The organism is Vibrio sp. Y10_XG_PY6, assembly GCF_024181795.1.
Lineage (GTDB): Bacteria > Pseudomonadota > Gammaproteobacteria > Enterobacterales > Vibrionaceae > Vibrio > Vibrio diabolicus.
The window spans coordinates 1,284,415-1,303,059 of record NZ_JAMZAQ010000002.1; the positions used below are offsets into that span (position 1 = coordinate 1,284,415).

Annotated in this window: 15 protein-coding genes; 7 read left to right on the forward strand and 8 right to left on the reverse strand. The window is 45.3% G+C overall.

Annotated features, from left to right (window positions below; genetic code table 11):
- Positions 1-3 precede the first annotated feature (3 nt).
- Both NL644_RS14300 and NL644_RS14305 read left to right on the forward strand, forming a co-directional pair.
- Positions 4-996 (forward strand): ABC transporter ATP-binding protein, encoded by a 993-nt coding sequence (locus NL644_RS14300; RefSeq protein ID WP_170891373.1) that lies wholly within the window; start codon positions 4-6, stop codon positions 994-996.
- Positions 996-2,792 (forward strand): aminopeptidase P family protein, encoded by a 1,797-nt coding sequence (locus NL644_RS14305; protein WP_253658546.1) that lies wholly within the window; start codon positions 996-998, stop codon positions 2,790-2,792. The genes NL644_RS14300 and NL644_RS14305 overlap by 1 nt, the downstream gene beginning before the upstream one ends.
- 159 nt (positions 2,793-2,951) lie before the next feature.
- On the opposite strand, the gene NL644_RS14310 is transcribed toward NL644_RS14305, so the two are convergent.
- The gene (locus tag NL644_RS14310; RefSeq protein WP_253658547.1) at positions 2,952-5,396 is read right to left on the reverse strand and encodes a collagenase; all 2,445 of its coding nucleotides are present in this window, start codon (positions 5,394-5,396) and stop codon (positions 2,952-2,954) included.
- 302 nt (positions 5,397-5,698) lie between these two features.
- Here NL644_RS14310 and NL644_RS14315 point away from each other — a divergent pair, with 302 nt between their 5' ends.
- Positions 5,699-6,133: a hypothetical protein gene (locus NL644_RS14315; protein WP_150918561.1), complete on the forward strand. Its 435-nt coding sequence runs from the start codon at positions 5,699-5,701 to the stop codon at positions 6,131-6,133.
- A gap of 120 nt (positions 6,134-6,253) precedes the next feature.
- Here the strand turns inward: NL644_RS14315 and NL644_RS14320 are convergent, their stop codons facing one another.
- From NL644_RS14320 to NL644_RS14350, 7 genes are all read right to left on the reverse strand, one after another.
- Positions 6,254-7,102, reverse strand: a complete 849-nt coding sequence (locus NL644_RS14320; protein WP_053350406.1) for an ABC transporter permease — start codon at positions 7,100-7,102, stop codon at positions 6,254-6,256.
- Between the two features lie 2 nt (positions 7,103-7,104).
- Positions 7,105-8,385 (reverse strand): ABC transporter permease, encoded by a 1,281-nt coding sequence (locus NL644_RS14325; RefSeq protein ID WP_253658548.1) that lies wholly within the window; start codon positions 8,383-8,385, stop codon positions 7,105-7,107.
- The gene (locus NL644_RS14330; protein ID WP_253658549.1) at positions 8,382-9,503 is read right to left on the reverse strand and encodes an ABC transporter ATP-binding protein; all 1,122 of its coding nucleotides are present in this window, start codon (positions 9,501-9,503) and stop codon (positions 8,382-8,384) included. The genes NL644_RS14325 and NL644_RS14330 overlap by 4 nt, the downstream gene beginning before the upstream one ends.
- A 73-nt stretch (positions 9,504-9,576) precedes the next feature.
- On the reverse strand, positions 9,577-10,491 hold the full coding sequence (locus NL644_RS14335; protein ID WP_005389756.1) for a dihydrodipicolinate synthase family protein: 915 nt from the start codon (positions 10,489-10,491) through the stop codon (positions 9,577-9,579).
- Between the two features lie 56 nt (positions 10,492-10,547).
- Positions 10,548-11,522 (reverse strand): ornithine cyclodeaminase family protein, encoded by a 975-nt coding sequence (locus NL644_RS14340; protein WP_253658550.1) that lies wholly within the window; start codon positions 11,520-11,522, stop codon positions 10,548-10,550.
- 87 nt (positions 11,523-11,609) lie between these two features.
- Complete coding sequence (locus NL644_RS14345) at positions 11,610-12,683, reverse strand: polyamine ABC transporter substrate-binding protein (protein ID WP_253658551.1); 1,074 nt, start codon at positions 12,681-12,683, stop codon at positions 11,610-11,612.
- Positions 12,684-12,807: 124 nt separating this feature from the next.
- Positions 12,808-14,064: an FAD-binding oxidoreductase gene (locus NL644_RS14350; protein ID WP_253658552.1), complete on the reverse strand. Its 1,257-nt coding sequence runs from the start codon at positions 14,062-14,064 to the stop codon at positions 12,808-12,810.
- A gap of 109 nt (positions 14,065-14,173) precedes the next feature.
- Between NL644_RS14350 and NL644_RS14355 the strand changes: the two genes are divergently transcribed.
- The 4 genes from NL644_RS14355 (at position 14,174) to NL644_RS14370 (ending at position 18,351) form a co-directional block, all read left to right on the forward strand.
- Positions 14,174-15,175 carry a 4-hydroxyproline epimerase gene (locus tag NL644_RS14355; RefSeq protein ID WP_253658553.1) on the forward strand — a complete coding sequence of 334 codons (1,002 nt, stop codon included), beginning with the start codon at positions 14,174-14,176 and terminating at the stop codon, positions 15,173-15,175.
- 21 nt (positions 15,176-15,196) lie between these two features.
- Complete coding sequence (locus tag NL644_RS14360) at positions 15,197-16,729, forward strand: aldehyde dehydrogenase (NADP(+)) (RefSeq protein WP_253658554.1); 1,533 nt, start codon at positions 15,197-15,199, stop codon at positions 16,727-16,729.
- 152 nt (positions 16,730-16,881) lie between these two features.
- Positions 16,882-17,556 (forward strand): GntR family transcriptional regulator, encoded by a 675-nt coding sequence (locus NL644_RS14365; protein ID WP_005377862.1) that lies wholly within the window; start codon positions 16,882-16,884, stop codon positions 17,554-17,556.
- Positions 17,557-17,586: 30 nt separating this feature from the next.
- Positions 17,587-18,351 (forward strand): transcriptional regulator, encoded by a 765-nt coding sequence (locus tag NL644_RS14370; RefSeq protein ID WP_139060185.1) that lies wholly within the window; start codon positions 17,587-17,589, stop codon positions 18,349-18,351.
- The last annotated feature ends 294 nt before the right edge of the window (positions 18,352-18,645 follow it).

Sequence of the window (18,645 nt, forward strand, 5' to 3'; positions counted from 1 at the left end):
GTTATGAATAAAAAAGAAGTCCTCATGTCTGCTCGTGATTTAAACGTCCACTTTCCTGTTTCGCGTCACCTTATTCCAAGTCAACGTAAAATCGTGAAAGCGGTCAATGGTATCGACTTAGATGTTTATCGAGGTGAAACACTTGGCATTGTAGGGGAATCAGGATGCGGAAAATCAACGCTTGCACGCGCGTTACTTCGCTTAATTGAACCCACACATGGCGAGTTGACTTGGAAAGGTCAAGACATGCTCGGGTTTAGTAAAAAAGAGCTTTCCTCTCGACGTAGAGAATTTCAGATGGTGTTTCAAGACCCATCCGCTTGTTTGAATCCGAGATTAACCATCTCAGAATGCATCGCCGAACCACTGCTCACCCACGAGCCACAACTTAAACGGGCAGAGGTAGAAAAGCGTGTCATCGCTATGATGGATAAAGTGGGTCTCTTGGCGAGCCAGCGAAACCGCTATCCACATGAATTTTCCGGAGGTCAATGCCAGCGTGTGGGCATTGCCAGAGCGTTAATTCTTAATCCAGATTTGGTTGTGTGTGATGAACCTGTTAGTGCGCTAGATGTCTCCATACAAGCTCAGGTCATCAATCTTCTAGACGATCTTAAACAAGAAATGGGGTTAACACTGGTGATGATTGCGCACGACTTAAGCGTGGTGCGCCACATCAGCGACCGCGTTATGGTGATGTATCTTGGTAAACCTATGGAAGTAGGACGTTACGATAAAGTATTTGATGATGCTCAACACCCCTACACCAAAGCACTGTTATCTGCTGTCCCGATAGCTAATCCGCAATTAGCACGTGACCGTGAAATACAACTATTGCCCGGTGATCTTCCTTCTCCACTTAACCCACCGAGCGGTTGCGTTTTTCGTACTCGATGCCCAGAAGCCACAGAAGTATGCGGGCAACAGAACCCAATAAAAACAGGCTCGGAGCAGCATCATATCTATTGCTCAAATATGACTTTAGGAACCATTTAATGAACAATACTAACTCAGTAAACCAACGCCTTACGTTATTGCGGGAGGCTATGTCCTTTCACAACGTGTCTGCATATATCGTGACCAACAATGACCCGCATAACAGCGAATACTCAGCGGATCATTGGTTAGCGCGAAGCTGGATTTCAGGTTTTACCGGCTCAGCAGGCGATGTCGTCATTACCCAACAAGGTGGTGGCCTGTGGACTGATGGTCGTTACTATATTCAAGCTGAAGAACAGTTACACGGCACAGGACTTGAACTGTTTAAAGCCAAACAACCAGAAACGCCGACAATTGCCAAATGGCTGGCTACCACGCTCCCAGAAAACAGTATTGTCGCGGTTGACGGGCGCGCCATCAGTTACGCTTTTTATCAAGGCCTCAAACAAGCCTTTGAAGCGAAAAACATTAAGATCATTCTCGACCTGGATTTACTCACACCAATTTGGCTTGAACGACCACCCCGCCCAAGTACACCCGTATTCGAGCATACCACCGCTTTTGCTGGCGTTGACACAGAAAATAAGTTAGCGAGAATCCGTTCTTGGTTAACCGAGAACCAAGTAGATAGCTTATTAGTGTCAACGCTAGATGATGTCATGTGGACAATGAATATTCGAGGTAGTGATACGAATTACTGCCCAGTTTCTGAAGCCTATCTAATCGTAGAGCAATCACTTGCGACACTGTTTATTGATAAAGCCAAACTGCCTCAAGACGTTGAAAGAGCGCTGACCGAGCAGAGTGTACACATTCGCCATTACAACTACGTAAGTCAGTATTTGAATCAGCAATGTGAGGGATTATCGCTCGCTTTTAGCCCTACCCACACAGACAGCTTATTGGTGAGTTCGATTGAACGGAATGTGAATCTAAAACCAATGGCTTGCCCTGTAACGGCAATGAAGGCCATAAAAAATGAGACCGAACTAACCAGCCTAGAGCAGGCATTAACGGACGATGGTGTGGCAATAGTAAGGTTTATGAACTGGCTCGAAGAGCAAGTTCCAAGCGGACTCGTTACAGAATTGTCTGCTGAGGCACAACTGAATCACTATCGCCGTCAAACCCGACATTATGTAAGTGACAGTTTCCGCACTATTGCAGGCTTCGCAGCTCACGGGGCAAAAATGCATTATGCCGCCGATGAAGAAAGCAATGCAGTAGTCAATGAAAGCAACTTCTTTCTCGTCGATTCTGGTGGTCAATACCTTGGCGGGACAACAGACATCACCCGTACTTTCCACTTCGGGTCACCGACCATTAAGCAGCGCAAAGATTATACCTTGGTGCTCAAAGCGGTCATCCGACTGACTCAGACTCGATTCATGAAAGGCTCTACGGGTGCCAATCTTGATATCATGGCGCGTGGCGTCTTATGGCAACATGGTATTGATTACAAGTGCGGCACTGGACACGGCGTGGGCATTTGCTTGAATGTTCACGAAGGCCCACAAAATTTCTCGCAAAGCCACCATGAGGTTGAGCTAAAACCGGGTATGGTCATTACTAATGAACCAGGCGTTTATCGCGAAGGTGAGTACGGGGTAAGAATAGAGAACATTCTTAAAGTTGTAGAAGTAGAACAAAATGAGTTCGGCACGTTTTACGGTTTTGAGACCATCACTCTTGCTCCAATTTCGACCAACGCCCTTGATTTATCAATGCTAGATCAAGCAGAGCTAGACTGGCTCAATCATTACCATTCACGAGTCTATCAAGCACTTAGCCCTTTTCTTGATGCGCAAGATAAAAACTGGCTGCAAAGCACAACCCAACTTATTGAGAAATAGGATATAAGCCAGTTTTATAACGTTTTCATTTTCATCTCAAACTCCTTGTTTGCCAGCCTTCAGGCTGGTTTTTTTATAGAGATAACGGCGTAAAAACAAAAACGCCCCGCGATGTTAGCGAGGCGCTCCACTTAGTTTAAATGACGTAGTTAAATTGCCCTACTGACGACACTTCTGAACATCAAAATCAACGACGATGGCGGCATTCTCAAAGTCACCAGAGACTTTAACGTAGCCCCAGTAGTTACTCTGATTTGACAACGTAATACACTCTCCATTACCAATATTATCTGACCACCCGTGAAGATTAGTATCATCCGGCCAACCGGAGTTACTGTATTCAAGCTTTAGGTTGCCCGTACCATTCCCCGTCGTTATCGCCAGGTTTGAGCTCTCATTCACCGCTGGTACGCTCAGCCAAATGGTTTGTTGATTTGCCAAGCAAACTGGTTCTCCTGCTGTTAAGCGCCCACCGCTTACTTTACTTTGCACCGCGCAGTCTTGTGGCAATGTGTCATTACCGCCCAACGCTGAGATAACAACAGTATGAGTGGCGGTTGCCGTCAAGCCTTCACTGTCTGTCACACTTAGGCTGACCGAATACTCCCCTTCACTCCCATATTGGTGCGTCGGCTTGGTTTGTGTACTTGTCGAGCCATCACCGAAGTCCCATAAGACGCTGACGATCTTCCCGTTTGGGTCTGCACTGTTTTCACTGCTAAATGTAATGCTTTCACCGACTTTCCCCTTGTTGTTTGCGGTTATGACTGCATTAGGTGCACCATTTGAGACAAGGGCTTGCTGCCACTGCTCAAACTCACTTTGATATAAATTCGCCCATTGGGTGATCGTTGCTTTGTAATTGCTCCAATTCCCTTGGCGTGTTTCCACCAGCATTTGGTTTACGTCATCTTTATGATTTTCAAACATAAAACGTACAGCTAAGTACCCCCAACGATAAATTCGATCGACATCAAACCCATCATAAGTAGTCTCGAAAATCTCACTTAAGGTATACGTCGAGCCGTCTAAAATCGTCTCAAGTGCTGCTTGGTTGTCATTTTCTTGAGCGACATACTCTGCAATGCCTTCACTCCACCACACTATTTTTTCAGTTGGATGACTAAACCCTCCATAGAGATCAAATCGACCATCTAAGTAATGCACGTATTCGTGCTCTAGGTTCCAGACAAAGTGATCCGCGTTCGCATAAGAGGCTTCATAAGCAATAAAGTTGGGAATATTCCCCGGCTGGGAAGGGGCGCCCTCCAAATACATACCACCATTGTCAGTACTAATATCGAAAATTGGCCCTGCGTACTTACCATAATCGGTGCTTGAATCGAAGATATTGACTTGGAGCTGAGTATTGTGGTCATCTTTTACTGGCTGTTCACCAGTTTCTAATGACTGATGAAAGTAACCCTCTTCGTAGCCCATTTTAGAACATGCGGCCGCGTGTTGCTCTTGCGTCATATTCTGAGACAAAATTCGGATTGTCGGGCTACAAGTATAAGTTTGCGATAGCACCAAGCCTTTTAGCTCAGTTTCGAAATTACAAATTCCGAACTCACTACAATCTGCGTAATATGAGGCGGTGTCCGCCGCCGCAAGCCAAACCGCGTCACCCCGACCATACATTTCATACTGTTCAAAGATTCGACTCAGCTGACTCTTCACCACAGAACTCGCGTTACCCGTATACTTGGTCAGACGCCCGAGCTCTCGCCCTGCATTCGCGGCCATAAACTCATCTTCAGCACCGATTGATGACGCCCTTAGAGCAAAATCGCCTAAAGCTTTGGCAAGGTCTGTTTGGTTACCAATTACTTGCACAAATTGCTCGTTCCACTGCCCACCAAACAAAATAGTGAAAACACCATTAACCGCATTGCGCATATACCAGTGCTGGGCGTATTGATCATTCCAACGAGTAAGCCACTGGGTCACTTGTGGTAAGTACGCGTGCTGCAAGCCCGCACTATCCATAGTGATGATGACTTCACTAAGCACTTTGCCGTGACGATCGCTGTTCTCGTAGAAGTTTGCGTTGTTAACAAACGCATCCACTGATTCTTTCACCGCTGGTGTGACCCATTCAATAAATGAGATGTTGTCATTGTAAAACTCGGCGTAATAACCCGCGCGCAAGTATAAGAACAACGTTTCGAGTTCATCGCTCCCGCCACCTGTATACCCCTTCGCCAATGTCGTAGTACGCTTCGCAATGTTGTACATATGATCGGAGCTAAATACCGACTCCTGAATCCGACTTTCAGCAGAGAATAACTGGTTCACGCACGTCGCGCCCTGACTTAAAATTTCGCTGATCAATTGGTTACTGCTTTCGGTAACCAATGCTTCCAAATCACAAGCAGTGCTCGACTCATCAAGGCTTTCAAGTGACTGTACTCGAGTTGCCTTGGAGGGCTGAATAGGGAGAGTTGCGGTTGGTTGGTATTCAACTCGATTGGATTCAACACCGTGTGTATGAGCCGAATGTGCATGTTGCTCTGTAACTTGAGAAACTGGCTCGTTTAACGCAAATACGCCAGTGCTGGTTAATGTTGTCGCAATCGCGACACTCAAAATCTTCAGTTCCATCTAATTTCTTCTATATTGAGTTTTCCTTAGATGCATTACGTCTTTTGCATCGCCACTGCCCTTATTACTGCAAGAGCATCTCCATATAATCTACTCGCAAGACAAGAAGAAACATTTTGTTAACAACCGAATGTGGCGGTATCAGTTTTTAGTACTTGAGTTGCCGTTGCACGAGCTTGCCAGAAATCGATTTGCTTTAGTAATATTTATCAACTAGTTGTTTATCTTTCCATTCAAATATCTTTTATTGCTCCTCACAAAAGCGATAAAATGGTTTCTTTTCTTTTTGCTAAACAACTCCTATGACCGACGCTGATATTGAGCTACAACACCTTTGGTTAGAAGTCCAAGCCGAACGCTGGCAAAACCTGCCACGCTTTTTATTCAGTTACTACTGCTACAAGCACAACCTTGTCAGTAAAACCAACAAAGTTTGCTGGGAGACGGCACGTGCAAGACTGCCCGCTTCAACATCAATAAAAGAGCGAAAAAACGCGGTGGTTGAACCGTTAGTCCCTGAGGAAGCCGTCGTTGGATTATTGAAAACCATCAGCAAAGATGGGGAAATGACGTTTGACGTGATGGGAACCACACTTGATGCGTTTTTACACTATGTTGTGATTAGCAAGGAAGAAAAAGCCCGACTTAAACCAAACATGCCAGCTAGTTGGTATCAGCAATCGAACAAGTCGCCTTTGGCACGTTTCGAGCAGGCTGGCATTAAGCTACAAGAGTGACATGTCAGTCATCGCTGACGATAAACACAAAAGACAAGCGCCTACAATGAGGCGCATTTGGTCAAAAATTGAGGAGCCCCTAAACAAAAGTGCATAGCGAGCAACAAAGAAAAAGTTTGGTTATTCTTGAATGCCTCGAATGCGTACATTACGCCTACGTAGAACTTCTAAAGTCACGAGCAAACACACCGACATAAAAATCAGCAACGTAGCGACCGCCAATATGGTCGGACTAATTTGCTCTCGAATTCCTGACCACATCTGCCTCGGAACGGTTTTTTGTTCTGCCCCAGTCAGGAATAACGCCACCACAACCTCGTCGAACGATGTGCCAAAAGCAAACAAGCCGCCAGAAATCATCCCCGGACGAATCAGCGGAAAGGTAATGTGTCTGAAAGTATAAACAGGGTTTGCTCCTAAGCTAGCCGCCGCTTTTACCAGGCTATGATCAAAGCCGCTTAAGGTCGCAGTAACGGTAATGACAACAAAAGGCGTACCTAACGCGGCGTGTGCCAAAATGACGCCTAGATAAGTTTGTGATAAGCCAAGGCGTGTGTAGAAAAAGTACATCGCAGCAGCAGAGATAATGACTGGTACGATCATAGGTGAGATCAACAGCGCCATAATCGTATTGCGAAAAGGCAAATTACTACTGGCTAAACCCAACGCCGCCAGAGTTCCTAGCCCTGTTGCAACGAGTGTCGCCATAAAAGCAATGAACGTGCTGTTTTTCAGCGCCAACAGCCACTGATCACTAGTAAACATTTCTTGATACCAGCGAGTAGAATACGCTGCCGAATCAAGGTTTAGCATCCCCTCGGTAAAAGTAAAGTAAGGCGTTGCATTAAACGATAACGGGATGATGGTCAGAATTGGAGCGATTAAAAAGAACAGCACCAACCCACAAAAAGCTAAGTAACCTGCGTAAGCGACTCGCTCTACTTTTGATGCATAGTTTGGTAATGCCATGGTTATCCCCCTACCTTAAGATTATTAATGCCAACCACACGGTTGAACATATAAAACAGAACCAGTACAACGAACAAAAGCAGTCCACCCAATGCGCCAGCCATCCCCCAGTTCAGTGATGTCTGCATATGATAGGCAATCATATTGGAGATCATCTGTCCGCTTCTTCCACCAACCAAAGCGGGCGTAATGTAGAAGCCAACAGAAAGAATGAAAGTGAGCAATGCTCCCGCACCTATCCCCGGTAACGTAAGCGGCATATAAACTTTGATGAACGCAATGAAAGGCGTCGCGCCTAGAGAACGAGCAGCACGGAAATAAGTTGGGCTAATTCCTTTCATTACGCTATACAGAGGCAGGATCATAAACGGCAACAGAATGTGAACCATAGACACCACCGTTCCGAAGGTATTGTGAATCATCTGAATTCGCTCGGAAGTAAAACCCGACCAAATAAGGAGATCATTAATGACCCCTTGGTTTTGCAGCAGAACAATCCAAGACGTGGTTCTGACTAATAATGACGTCCAAAATGGCAGCAGCACAATGATTAAAAGTAAGTTCGCGCGCTTATCAGGTAAATTGGCAAGCAGGTAAGCAACGGGGTACGCCATCACCAAACAAATTAAGGTGATTGAAATAGACATCCAAAAAGTTTTAAAGAAAAGGTCGACGTATATTTGGCGTTTTTCTGGTTGGGGCTCAATGTCTCCAAACTCATTCACTTGCAAGTCTAGCGCAGCAAGATAATGACTGAATGTTAATGCGCCACTAAGATTCTTAAACGCCGCCCAATATTTAGGATTAGTCCATCGCTTATCAAGCTTGGCCAACTGTGTCACCGAGCTCGGCAGCGACGTCAAACGAGACAACTTTCTGCCGGTTTTCATGAGTAAACTGCGCATACCAGACTCTTCTATATTCATCCGGCTGGCTATTTTCGGTAGCTCTTTGCTTTGATAAAGCGCAAGTACTTCAACAGAGAATGCCTCAATGACTTCTTGATGAGGCTGACCTTGATAATCCCAACTTTCTAAGGCTTGAATAGTTTGTGGGAGTGACCGGGATATTTCTCGGTTATCCACGCTTCGATAAAGCATGTCGAGGATAGGAAAAGCAAACGTAAACAGGATAAAGCACACCAATGGAATTGTAAGCATAATAGAACGAAGCTTTTTTCGGCGCTCCGCCTTTTGCAGCTGCGCTTTCAGATTGGTTTCTTGCTGATGAACTTGACGTTCGACTTCCAATACAGAATCTAATGCGGTTAGCTCTCGACTCATGCTGCTACCTCGCTACTTTGAGTTTGTGTCCCATCAAGAGCATTGCAATCGTCACTTTGCCAACCAATACGACAAATGGAGCCAGGCGTTAACTGCAAGTGTTTACGATTATCGTTAGGTACTTTAACGATGAAGTGACCAACGCTCTCTACTTCGACGACCAGACGATAATGATCACCGTGATAAATCAATTCTCGTAGGACGCCTGAGACTTGGTTCTCACAAGACGCTTTCTCTGGTTGAATAACAATCTTTTCTGGTCGAATGGAAAGTGTTGTCCTCTGCCCTTGCTCAGAGACTCTGACAGGTTTCGCAGTAAATAACTCTTTCCCAACGAGCACTTGGCAATACTTTCCGTTCCACTCTTTGACTAAACCTAAGAGTTGGTTGTTTTCTCCGATAAACTGCGCAACAAACGTATTACTCGGAGATTCATAAAGCTCGGTTGGTGTCGCGAGTTGTTGCACTTCGCCGTGATTAAAAACCGCAATACGGTCGGACATAGTGAGAGCTTCGTCTTGATCGTGCGTCACATACAAAATGGTGATACCAAGCTTTTCATGCAAATGTTTAATCTCCATCTGCATTTGCTCACGCAGCTGCTTATCTAATGCGCCTAGCGGCTCATCCATCAACACGAGTTTAGGCTCAAACACTAATGCTCGCGCTAACGCAACACGCTGTTGTTGACCACCTGATAACTGCTTTGGGTATCGAGTCGCAACATGCTCAAGCTCGACCATTTCTAATACACTCTGTACTTTGCTTTGAATCGTGTCACTGTCGAGTTTTCGCACCTTTAAAGGAAACGCAAGATTCTCGGCAATGGTCATATGTGGAAACAACGCATAGTTTTGAAACACCATACCGATATCGCGCTTGTGCGGCGCGAGATGATTAACGGGAACGCCATCGATATAAATGTCTCCACCGGTCGCGGTTTCAAAGCCCGCTAGCATCATTAAGCAAGTGGTCTTGCCCGATCCTGACGGCCCCAACATAGTAACGAACTCTCCAGGAGCAATATCTAAGTTGAAGTCTTTCACCACCAAATTCGTGCCATCGTAGGTTTTCTTAACGTGTTGAAAACTGACATAGTCCTTGTTTTCCGTGCTCATGACTTCCCTCTTCTCATTTTTTGAATATTACGAATGAGTAGAGCGTCAGTTAACGCTCTACTAAACAGCACAATTACAGATTGTATTTGGATAGGTCTAAGCGGGTTTCTAACGCATGTTCAACCATTTGAATGACTTGTTGACGCTCTTCACCCTGTAAAAGTTGGCGTGGCGCACGAACTTGTTCAGATCCACGTCCGCAGACTTGCTCGGCCAATTTAATGCACTGAACCAGCGTAGGAATGGTGTCTAAACGCAGTAGCGGTAAGAACCAACGGTAGATTTCTAACGCTTCAGCATAACGACCTTGGCTTGCCAGTTTATAAATCGCGACGGACTCTTCTGGGAATGCGTTGGTTAAACCAGAAATCCAGCCGGTCGCGCCTAGCATCAATGATTCAAGAGCGATGTCATCAACACCACTGAACACGGTAAAGCGGTCATCAAATTTATTGTAAAGCTCAGTGATACGACGAGTATCAGTGGTCGACTCTTTAATAGCTACAATGCTTTCAAACTCAGCCAGTTTCGCCATGATATCGAGGTTTACATCGACACCATAAGCAACCGGGTTGTTGTAAATCATGATTGGCATTTCTGGCGTTGCTTTTGCTAGCGTGCGGTAATATTCGAACGTTTCGCTCTCAGACGTGCGGTAAACCATGGCAGGCATCACCATACAACCATCGATACCAATTTTGTACGCATCCTGCATGTAATCAACAGCTGCTGTGGTAATAGACTCTGCTGTACCAGCAATCAAAGGCACACGGCCATTTACGACTTCTTTTGCCGCTTGCAAGACCTGGCGTTTCTCCTCCGGGTACAACGCGCAGTTCTCACCGACGGTACCCAAGCAGATAATGCCATTCACACCATCTTTAATTTGGTTATCTATAACGGTTTGCGTTGCGTCTAAGTCGATTGACTGATCTTGACGAAATTGCGTACTGACCGCCGGATAAACACCTTTCCAATCAATTTTCATGAACTACTTTCCTTATATGTATATTGTATGCAATTTAAACAAACGAGCAAAAATGCTCAGGCATGGCTATCTATGCCATTTTCTAACAACACCGCCTTTACAGCGGCCAAATCAGCCAAAGCACTGCCAACTGATTTGTATAAAGTAATGACCTCATCGTTTTGACGTCCTGAGATTTGTTGGGCGCAAAGCTGCGGTAATTCCCCTTTGATATCGTCTGACGTGAACACGCCCTCTTGAATTGGAATGAGAAGATCGCCCGCTTCGGCTAATACGTTAATGCGGCTATCGACATACACCTGCGCTCGTTGCACTGCTTCTGAGTCGCATTCACGCTTATCCAAGTCATGATTACCGACCAAATCAATATGGGTACCCGGCTGCACGTCCGCGCCATTAAACAAAGGCTCAGCAGATGCGGTAATACAGCTGATGATGTCAACGTGTTTGATAACGTGGTCCACATTTTCAACGACTGAAACGCGAAACCGACGCTCATCAGGAAGCGACTGATACTCTGAAGATGACACAATGGCATCTACCGTCGCCTCGGCTTTGTCTGGGTTGCGCCCCCAAATATAAACCTGCTTAAGTGGGCGAACCGCAGCGTATGCCCAAGCAAAATAAGGCGCAAGATTGCCCGTTCCGCAGATCAACAGACAATCAGCATTGGGGCGCGCTAAATAGTCCGCTGCCAGTGCAGAAGCTGCGGCGGTGCGCCAAAACGTTAAAACTTTACCGTCTACGAGTGCGATCGGCTCACCATCATTTCGTCTGAAAACAAGTAGCTTAGATGCAAGCGTATCTTTGCCTTGCTCAGGGTTATGCGGGAAATACGTAAAGGCTTTCACCGCAATCAACTCCTGGTTCCAAGCTGGAAGTAGCGCAAACGCCTCGTATTCTCCCTCTTCTAAGGGCATAACTCGGCGTTGAGGTATTGTCGCTGGCCGCGAGTACATTTCACGCATCGTTTCAATAAGAGACTTCATTGTTAAACATTGCGCGACTTGCTGTGCTTCGATGACTTTCATCATTTCTCCGAAAACATAAATACAGTTGAGGAAAAGTACGGAACCTCGCTTATGGATGAAAACTCGGCCCCATACACAAATTAACGCCTAATTAAGCAGCCAAGTATTAAACTCTTCATTTAGTTCATCCGCGTAGTCTGACCACCATTCATCGTTAATCAGGAAGGCGGTTTGGAAGTTTTGAGGTGCGGTAGGAAGGTTCGCTAAAATGTCTGGGTTCATCTCCGCCGAAGACGATTTACGCGTAGGCCCATAGGCAACGTACTTAGCTTGATCTGCTAATGGTTTTGTTCCTGAAGAAAAAGCGATGAAGTCCAATGCAAGCTTTGTGTTTTCACTCCCTTTAGGTATCGCCCATCCATTCATGTAACCCATTTGACGGTCCCATATAATCCGAAATGGTTGACCTTCATCTTTACGGGCATTGTGAATTCGGCCGTTAAACGCCGAGGCGATCACCACTTCTTTGTCTGCAAGCATTTGAGGTGGCTGGGCTCCTGTTGTCCACCACAGCACTTCTGATTTGATCGTATCCAACTTAGCAAAAGCACGCTCACGCCCCGCTTCGGTTTCGAGCAGGCTGTAGACCTCTTCTGGTTTTACACCATCAGCCAATAGTGCCCACTCAAGATTACCCTGAGGTTGTTTTTGCAATGCACGTCGACCTGGAAAAGTTTTTAGGTCAAAAAGATCGGTCAACTTGCTAGGCAAAACCTTACCTTTAAACGCGTCTTCGTTCACCGCTAATACTGTGGACACAACGATGGTATTGATTGCGCACTCGTGAATCGCACCATCAATGAAATCCTCTTGTGCTGGTGTTCCATCTGCGCCCGGAGGCAAAATACTTGGGTTCACTGGTTCTAATAACCCTTCGGCACAACCACGAACAATGTCCGGCTTGTCGAGAGACACCAAATCCCAGCGCACGTTGTTCGCTTCCACCTGCGCTTTAATTTCGGCTAATCCGCCGCTGAAATCCTCGGATACGATCTCAACACCTGTTTTTTTAATGAAAGGCTTGTGATATGCCTCCACTTGGCTCTTTGTGAATGCACCACCCCAAGATACGACCGTCAATTTGTCTTCAGCATAAGCAGAGGTCCCCAACAGCATTCCTGAAATCAACAGCGCCAATGGTGCTTTGGTCATTCGTGACATGTTTTACTCCTTTTGGTTGTTTTTCTGGAGGCATCCGAGTACGGCTGTTGGATACCAGTTTTTGTTAAAATTAAGTTAACATTAGCATTTAATATATTTTATACAATATTTAATATTAAATTTTTCAGGCAAATCGTTGTAATGAAAAAGGTGAAAGATCAATCGATGTCGGCTTTCCTTCGATAAGCTCTAAAAGGAGATCTGCCGTAATCGCCGCTTGAGTTAATCCAAGATGTTGGTGGCCAAATGCCAGTAATACATTTCCATCCCAAATACTATCAATAACCGGTAACGAGTCGACTGTTGAAGGCCGATTCCCCATCCACTTTTCTCCTTGCTTGAGTGGATCTAACCCCGACTCAAACATCTCGTCACCTAACTGAAAAAGCATTTCTGAACGTTTCATATTGGGTGGTGATTCTACATCGGCATACTCAACAGTGCCTGCCAAGCGTAACCCACCTGACATAGGAGTCATGATGAATTTTCTATCGGCAGAGCTAATAGGAAATGGCAATACATCACGCTTGTCACCCACCATTAGGTGATAACCGCGCTCGGCTTGAATAGGCACTTTGATTCCGGTTAGTTGCCGTATCAAAGGCTTAGAATGTACACCAGCGGCAACAATGATTCGGTCAAATGAATGTGTTTGAGACTCAACCAACACATCACAATTTTTCGCCAACGCAGATACACCTTTTTGTAAAACCTTACCGCCAAGAACTTCAAAAGCTTCACTTAGCTCAACACAGAGCTGATAGGGGTCTAGCGTATGACCTGTATCGGGAAAAAAGACACCGACACGAACCTTATGGCTGAGATCAGGTATCCGCTCTCGAATCGCCTCTTGTGTCCAAACTTGATACGCCACACCGTTTTTAGCCAGTGAGTTAAGCGTGCTTTGATAATTCTGAAACAGTTTCTCGTTTTCAAAAGTGAGCAATGAACCATTCATTTTTATTAGATGCGCTTTTCCGATTGAATCAAGCACGCCACGCCAACTTGCCACTGACCGCTCGTTAAGACTCTTAATCGCGTTTTTTGCCCGCTCCGCGGCTGATGGCTTTGTTTGTAATAGAAAACGAATCATCCACCCGATTGTGTTTGGAATATCTTGCCAACGGATCGAAACCGGACTTTTGGAATCTAGCAGCATTTTAGGTAATTGCGGAAGCAGCGCTGGCGTTGCAAGAGGGAAGATTTGCTCAGTCGCGATATGACCTGCATTTCCCTTAGAGCATCCATTCCCCACGCCATTGGGATCAAAAATCGTGACTTGATAACCTTGCTGCTGCAATTTCAAACCAATTGATAAGCCAATAATCCCCGCACCTATCACAGCGATCCTTTCCTTTTTAGTTTCATCCTTGACCAACATAAATATGCTCCGAGTCACACTTGAAAACGTAGATTGTATACAATATATTTTACATTACGTTAACATCGCTATTGTTTAATTCAACCATTTTTTCAGCAAGGAGCGAAAAATGAGACAAGGAACTTTTTTCTGTATTGATGCCCACACCTGCGGCAACCCAGTTAGGCTGGTAGCAGGCGGTGTGCCTCCACTCGAAGGCAATACCATGAGCGAAAAGCGCCAATACTTTCTTGAGCATTATGATTGGATTCGCCAGGCACTCATGTTTGAGCCTCGCGGCCACTCAATGATGTCGGGGTCAGTTGTCTTGCCTCCTTGCAGTGATAACGCAGACGCTTCTATTCTGTTTATTGAAACCAGTGGCTGCTTACCAATGTGTGGCCACGGCACCATTGGAACCGTCACCACCGCTATCGAGAATCGCCTTATCACTCCCAAAAAAGAAGGTCGTTTGATACTTGATGTCCCAGCAGGACAAATCGAAGTGCACTACCAAACAAAAGGTGACGAGGTCACGTCGGTGAAGATATTTAACGTACCAGCTTACCTTGCCCACCAAGACGTAACTGTGGACATAGAGGGCTTAGGTGAGCTCACTGTCGATGTTGCTTATGGCGGAAACTATTACGTAATCGTCGACCCTCAAGAAAACTACGCCGGACTTGAACACTACTCTCCAGATGAAATTTTGATGCTTTCACCAAAAGTTCGCGAAGCGGTATCTCGAGCGGTTGAGTGCGTACATCCAGAAGATCCAACAGTATGCGGTGTTTCTCACGTGCTATGGACCGGAGAGCCCACTCAAGAAAACGCCACCGCTCGAAATGCTGTGTTTTACGGCGACAAAGCGTTGGATCGTTCGCCATGTGGTACGGGCACAAGTGCACGTATGGCGCAATGGCATGCAAGAGGCAAACTCATTCAAGGGGAAGACTTTGTTCACGAAAGTATCATCGGCAGCCTATTTCAAGGACGTATAGAAGGCATTACCGAAGTGAATGGCAAAGCCGCTATTTTGCCAAGTATTGAAGGATGGGCACAAGTATACGGTCACAACACGATATGGGTAGACGATGAAGACCCATATGCGTACGGATTTGAAGTAAAGTAATAAGGATAGTAAGGAAGAATGATGAACCCACAAGAACCAACCACTTTTTACGCAGTCAACGCCTTTACTGGTGAGCCTCTACCCACAGAGTTTCCGGTGCATGGGGAGCAAGAAGTTAATCAAGCAGCCTCAGCCGCCCAAAGCGTTGCGCGTGAGTTTCGCCAACTAAGCAATGCAAAGCGAGCGAGCTTACTTTGCTCTATCGCCTCTGAATTGGAAAAGAAGAGTGAAGAAATCGTTGCTCGTGCTCATTTAGAAACTGCCCTTCCCGAAGCACGTTTAAGCGGTGAAATAGGACGTACCGCCAACCAATTACGACTATTTGCCGAGGTTGTGAGCTCGGGTAATCACCATCAAGCAATTTTCGATACGCCAAACCCAAACCGTCAACCACTGCCGAAACCAGATATTCGTCGTCAGCAAATCGCAATTGGCCCTGTCGCCGTGTTTGGTGCGTCTAATTTTCCGCTCGCATTTTCTACTGCAGGTGGTGATACGGCTTCGGCACTGGCAGCTGGCTGTCCTGTGATTGTAAAAGGCCATACCGCCCACCCTGGCACCAGTCAACTTGTTGCTGAGTGTATTGAGGCTGCACTTGAGAAAGAGTGCTTACCGCAAGCCATCTTCACGCTATTGCAAGGCAACAAACGCGCACTTGGCCAAGCACTCGTTACCCATCCAAAAATTAAAGGGGTTGGTTTTACAGGCTCAGTCGGTGGTGGCCGTGCGCTGTTTAACCTAGCTCAGCAAAGACCAGAGCCAATCCCCTTCTATGGCGAACTAGGGGCGATTAACCCAACATTTATTCTCCCTTCAGCCATACGAGCAAACGCATCATTGGCTGAAGAGTTTGTGGCTTCTATGACTTTGGGCTGTGGACAATTTTGTACAAAACCAGGCGTTGTATTTGTCTTGAATAGCCCAGAAACGCAAGCCTTTATCGAAACTGCTCAAGGGTTAATTCGACAACAATCAACGGCCACTTTGCTAACGCAAGGAATCCGAGAAACGTATGAATCAGAAGTTAACAAGCGAGCTTCCGAAATGGGCATTAATGTAACTCGCTCTGAACAAGCAGAAGTGGCCAATGTCGCACCAGTACTGTTCGTGACGGACAGTAAAAACTGGCGTAAAAACCCACAATGGGAGGAAGAAATATTTGGTCCTCAATCGTTAATCGTAATCTGTGAAGATTTCGATGACATGTTGAAACTGAGTGATTCACTGACTGGCTCGCTCACCGCAACCCTTCACGCTACCGCTGAAGACGAAGAACAAGCGAAACAACTGCTTCCAAGTTTGGAAGAAATCGCGGGACGCATTGTATTCAACGGTTGGCCAACTGGCGTCGAGGTTGGTTACGCTATGGTTCATGGTGGACCATATCCTGCTTCAACCAATTCTGCCTCAACATCTGTCGGAGCGGAGGCTATTCATCGTTGGTTGCGTCCGGTCGCTTATCAAGCTTTGCCAGAATCTTTATTACCAGATTCATTAAAAGCGTCAAACCCACTGGGTATTCAACGCGCCATAGATGGCAGAGTGTCCCAATAAGCTCACCAAATGGCTCAAAAAGGCATCAACTGATGCCTTTTATTTCACTCTACTTCTCAAAACCTTCTTTCCTAGTTGGTTTGTGTCAGAAAAACAATAAACTACTAAAGTAAAATGGATTGGATACAATATTAATTTAACGGGAGACTTCAATGTCACAGAAACCTGTTTTTAAAACGCGCACTCAGCTCGTTGAGGAAGCAATTCGAACTCAGATCTTGAAGGGCGAGTTAAAAACTGGTCAACCTTTACGTCAAGATGCGTTAGCAAAAGAGTTTAATGTTAGCCGAATTCCTGTGCGTGAAGCGTTAGTTCAATTGGAAGCACAAGGACTCGTTAGCTTTGAACCTCACAAAGGTGCGACGGTCACTGAGCTATCTCCAGAGAAAATCAATGAGCTATTTGAACTGCGCGCTGTCGTGGAATGCCACATTTTAGAGCGTGCGATTCAAAATATGACAGACGCTGACCTTGAACGGGCGCGCGAAGTTCGCGAACGTTTCGAGTCAGTAGTGAACAGTGGCGACGAAGTAGAAGAATGGAGCAACTACAACTACGAGTTCCACAAAGCCCTATATGCGCCAGCCAACATGCCTGAAACTATGGACGTCATTTACAACTTGAACACAAAGTGTGACCGATACATACGTATGCAGCTATTGTTCACAACAGGCATTAAAAAGGCAGAAGAAGAGCACTTAAGCTTGTTTGAAATGTGCCAAAATCGCGATATAGAAGGCGCCAAGTATCTGCTGAAAAAACACATTCTAGAAGCAGGCACAGCGATTCGAAACCTACTGCTTGAAAGGCAAAATATCAGCCAGTAAACGGAATAACGAATAAGGTGATATTCAAGGATGAATGTTGGACCAAAGTTTTTACTCGCAGCGCTACGACAAAAGATTAAAGAAGAAGGGCTTTGCTACAATTCCTTGTCAGAGAAAAGTGGCATCCCTCTATCTAGTATTAAACGCCACCTACATAATCCTGCTTTAGGTTTGGATAAAGTACTTGTTTATCTGAACTACCTGAATACCGATCTCATCGAACTCGCAACCTTAGCCAACGAGCTCCAGCACCAAAACGAGCAAATGCTAACAGATGAAGAGAGCGCCCTTTTCGTTGAGCATCCTTATTTACTTGATTTTATTTATATGCTGACTTCTCGTGATATTAAACCGCAAGAGATAGCCCATACTTACGGACTTTCTGATACAAGCTTACGATTCTATTTGCGTATCGCGGAAATTCTAGGATATGTCGAAAACTTCGGAGACGGCTTGTTTTACCGTTCTGGTCGTCGATTTATTATGGAAGAAGGTACCGCATTGGACACCTTATTCAAAGAGCGATTTCAACAAGAGTCGCTTTCTCATAACATCAACCCAGGTGTGTGTGTGGGTCGTATTAGGCTCACCGAAGAGCAAAAAGTGCAAATAGAGGACGAGCTTTGTAATAAATTAGCGAAACTTAACGCAGTTAACACTTCCAACAACGAAGGTGAACTAACAAATATATTAATGCGCTGTACTCCTGGCGCTCAGATATTTTTCGCAGATGACTTACCGGATATTGATGGAAGCCTGTTAAAGCACGTCGCCCAATTGACTAAAATAAATTAAAACATCAGATTAAAGATTCACTCCAAACCTAGAATGCATCATTTATTCCTGCTAAATCTCTAATAAATAGAATTTCCCGACCCAAAACTTACTTTCTATTTAGCAAACAACAATTAGTCGACAAAGAGAACCCTCCATTTCATCTTTGTTTTTTTCCTTATTATTACGTTGAAACTGCTAAGGAACTTAAGGAATAACTAATGGATTTTTAAGAATAAAAGACAACCATTTTTACGTTATTTACCTCACACTCTTTAAATATAAATTTGCAGACGAACGAATTAAATTAATACA

What these genes read in the sequence shown, in the direction of transcription:
- NL644_RS14370 (WP_139060185.1), top strand. Translation starts at nt 17,587, where the DNA reads ATGAATGTTGGACCAAAGTTTTTACTCGCAGCGCTACGACAAAAGATT.
- NL644_RS14300 (WP_170891373.1), top strand. Translation starts at nt 4, where the DNA reads ATGAATAAAAAAGAAGTCCTCATGTCTGCTCGTGATTTAAACGTCCAC.
- NL644_RS14340 (WP_253658550.1), bottom strand. Translation starts at nt 11,522, where the DNA reads ATGAAAGTCATCGAAGCACAGCAAGTCGCGCAATGTTTAACAATGAAG.
- NL644_RS14310 (WP_253658547.1), bottom strand. Translation starts at nt 5,396, where the DNA reads ATGGAACTGAAGATTTTGAGTGTCGCGATTGCGACAACATTAACCAGC.
- NL644_RS14350 (WP_253658552.1), bottom strand. Translation starts at nt 14,064, where the DNA reads ATGTTGGTCAAGGATGAAACTAAAAAGGAAAGGATCGCTGTGATAGGT.
- NL644_RS14315 (WP_150918561.1), top strand. Translation starts at nt 5,699, where the DNA reads ATGACCGACGCTGATATTGAGCTACAACACCTTTGGTTAGAAGTCCAA.
- NL644_RS14345 (WP_253658551.1), bottom strand. Translation starts at nt 12,683, where the DNA reads ATGTCACGAATGACCAAAGCACCATTGGCGCTGTTGATTTCAGGAATG.
- NL644_RS14305 (WP_253658546.1), top strand. Translation starts at nt 996, where the DNA reads ATGAACAATACTAACTCAGTAAACCAACGCCTTACGTTATTGCGGGAG.
- NL644_RS14320 (WP_053350406.1), bottom strand. Translation starts at nt 7,102, where the DNA reads ATGGCATTACCAAACTATGCATCAAAAGTAGAGCGAGTCGCTTACGCA.
- NL644_RS14325 (WP_253658548.1), bottom strand. Translation starts at nt 8,385, where the DNA reads ATGAGTCGAGAGCTAACCGCATTAGATTCTGTATTGGAAGTCGAACGT.
- NL644_RS14355 (WP_253658553.1), top strand. Translation starts at nt 14,174, where the DNA reads ATGAGACAAGGAACTTTTTTCTGTATTGATGCCCACACCTGCGGCAAC.
- NL644_RS14360 (WP_253658554.1), top strand. Translation starts at nt 15,197, where the DNA reads ATGAACCCACAAGAACCAACCACTTTTTACGCAGTCAACGCCTTTACT.
- NL644_RS14330 (WP_253658549.1), bottom strand. Translation starts at nt 9,503, where the DNA reads ATGAGCACGGAAAACAAGGACTATGTCAGTTTTCAACACGTTAAGAAA.
- NL644_RS14335 (WP_005389756.1), bottom strand. Translation starts at nt 10,491, where the DNA reads ATGAAAATTGATTGGAAAGGTGTTTATCCGGCGGTCAGTACGCAATTT.
- NL644_RS14365 (WP_005377862.1), top strand. Translation starts at nt 16,882, where the DNA reads ATGTCACAGAAACCTGTTTTTAAAACGCGCACTCAGCTCGTTGAGGAA.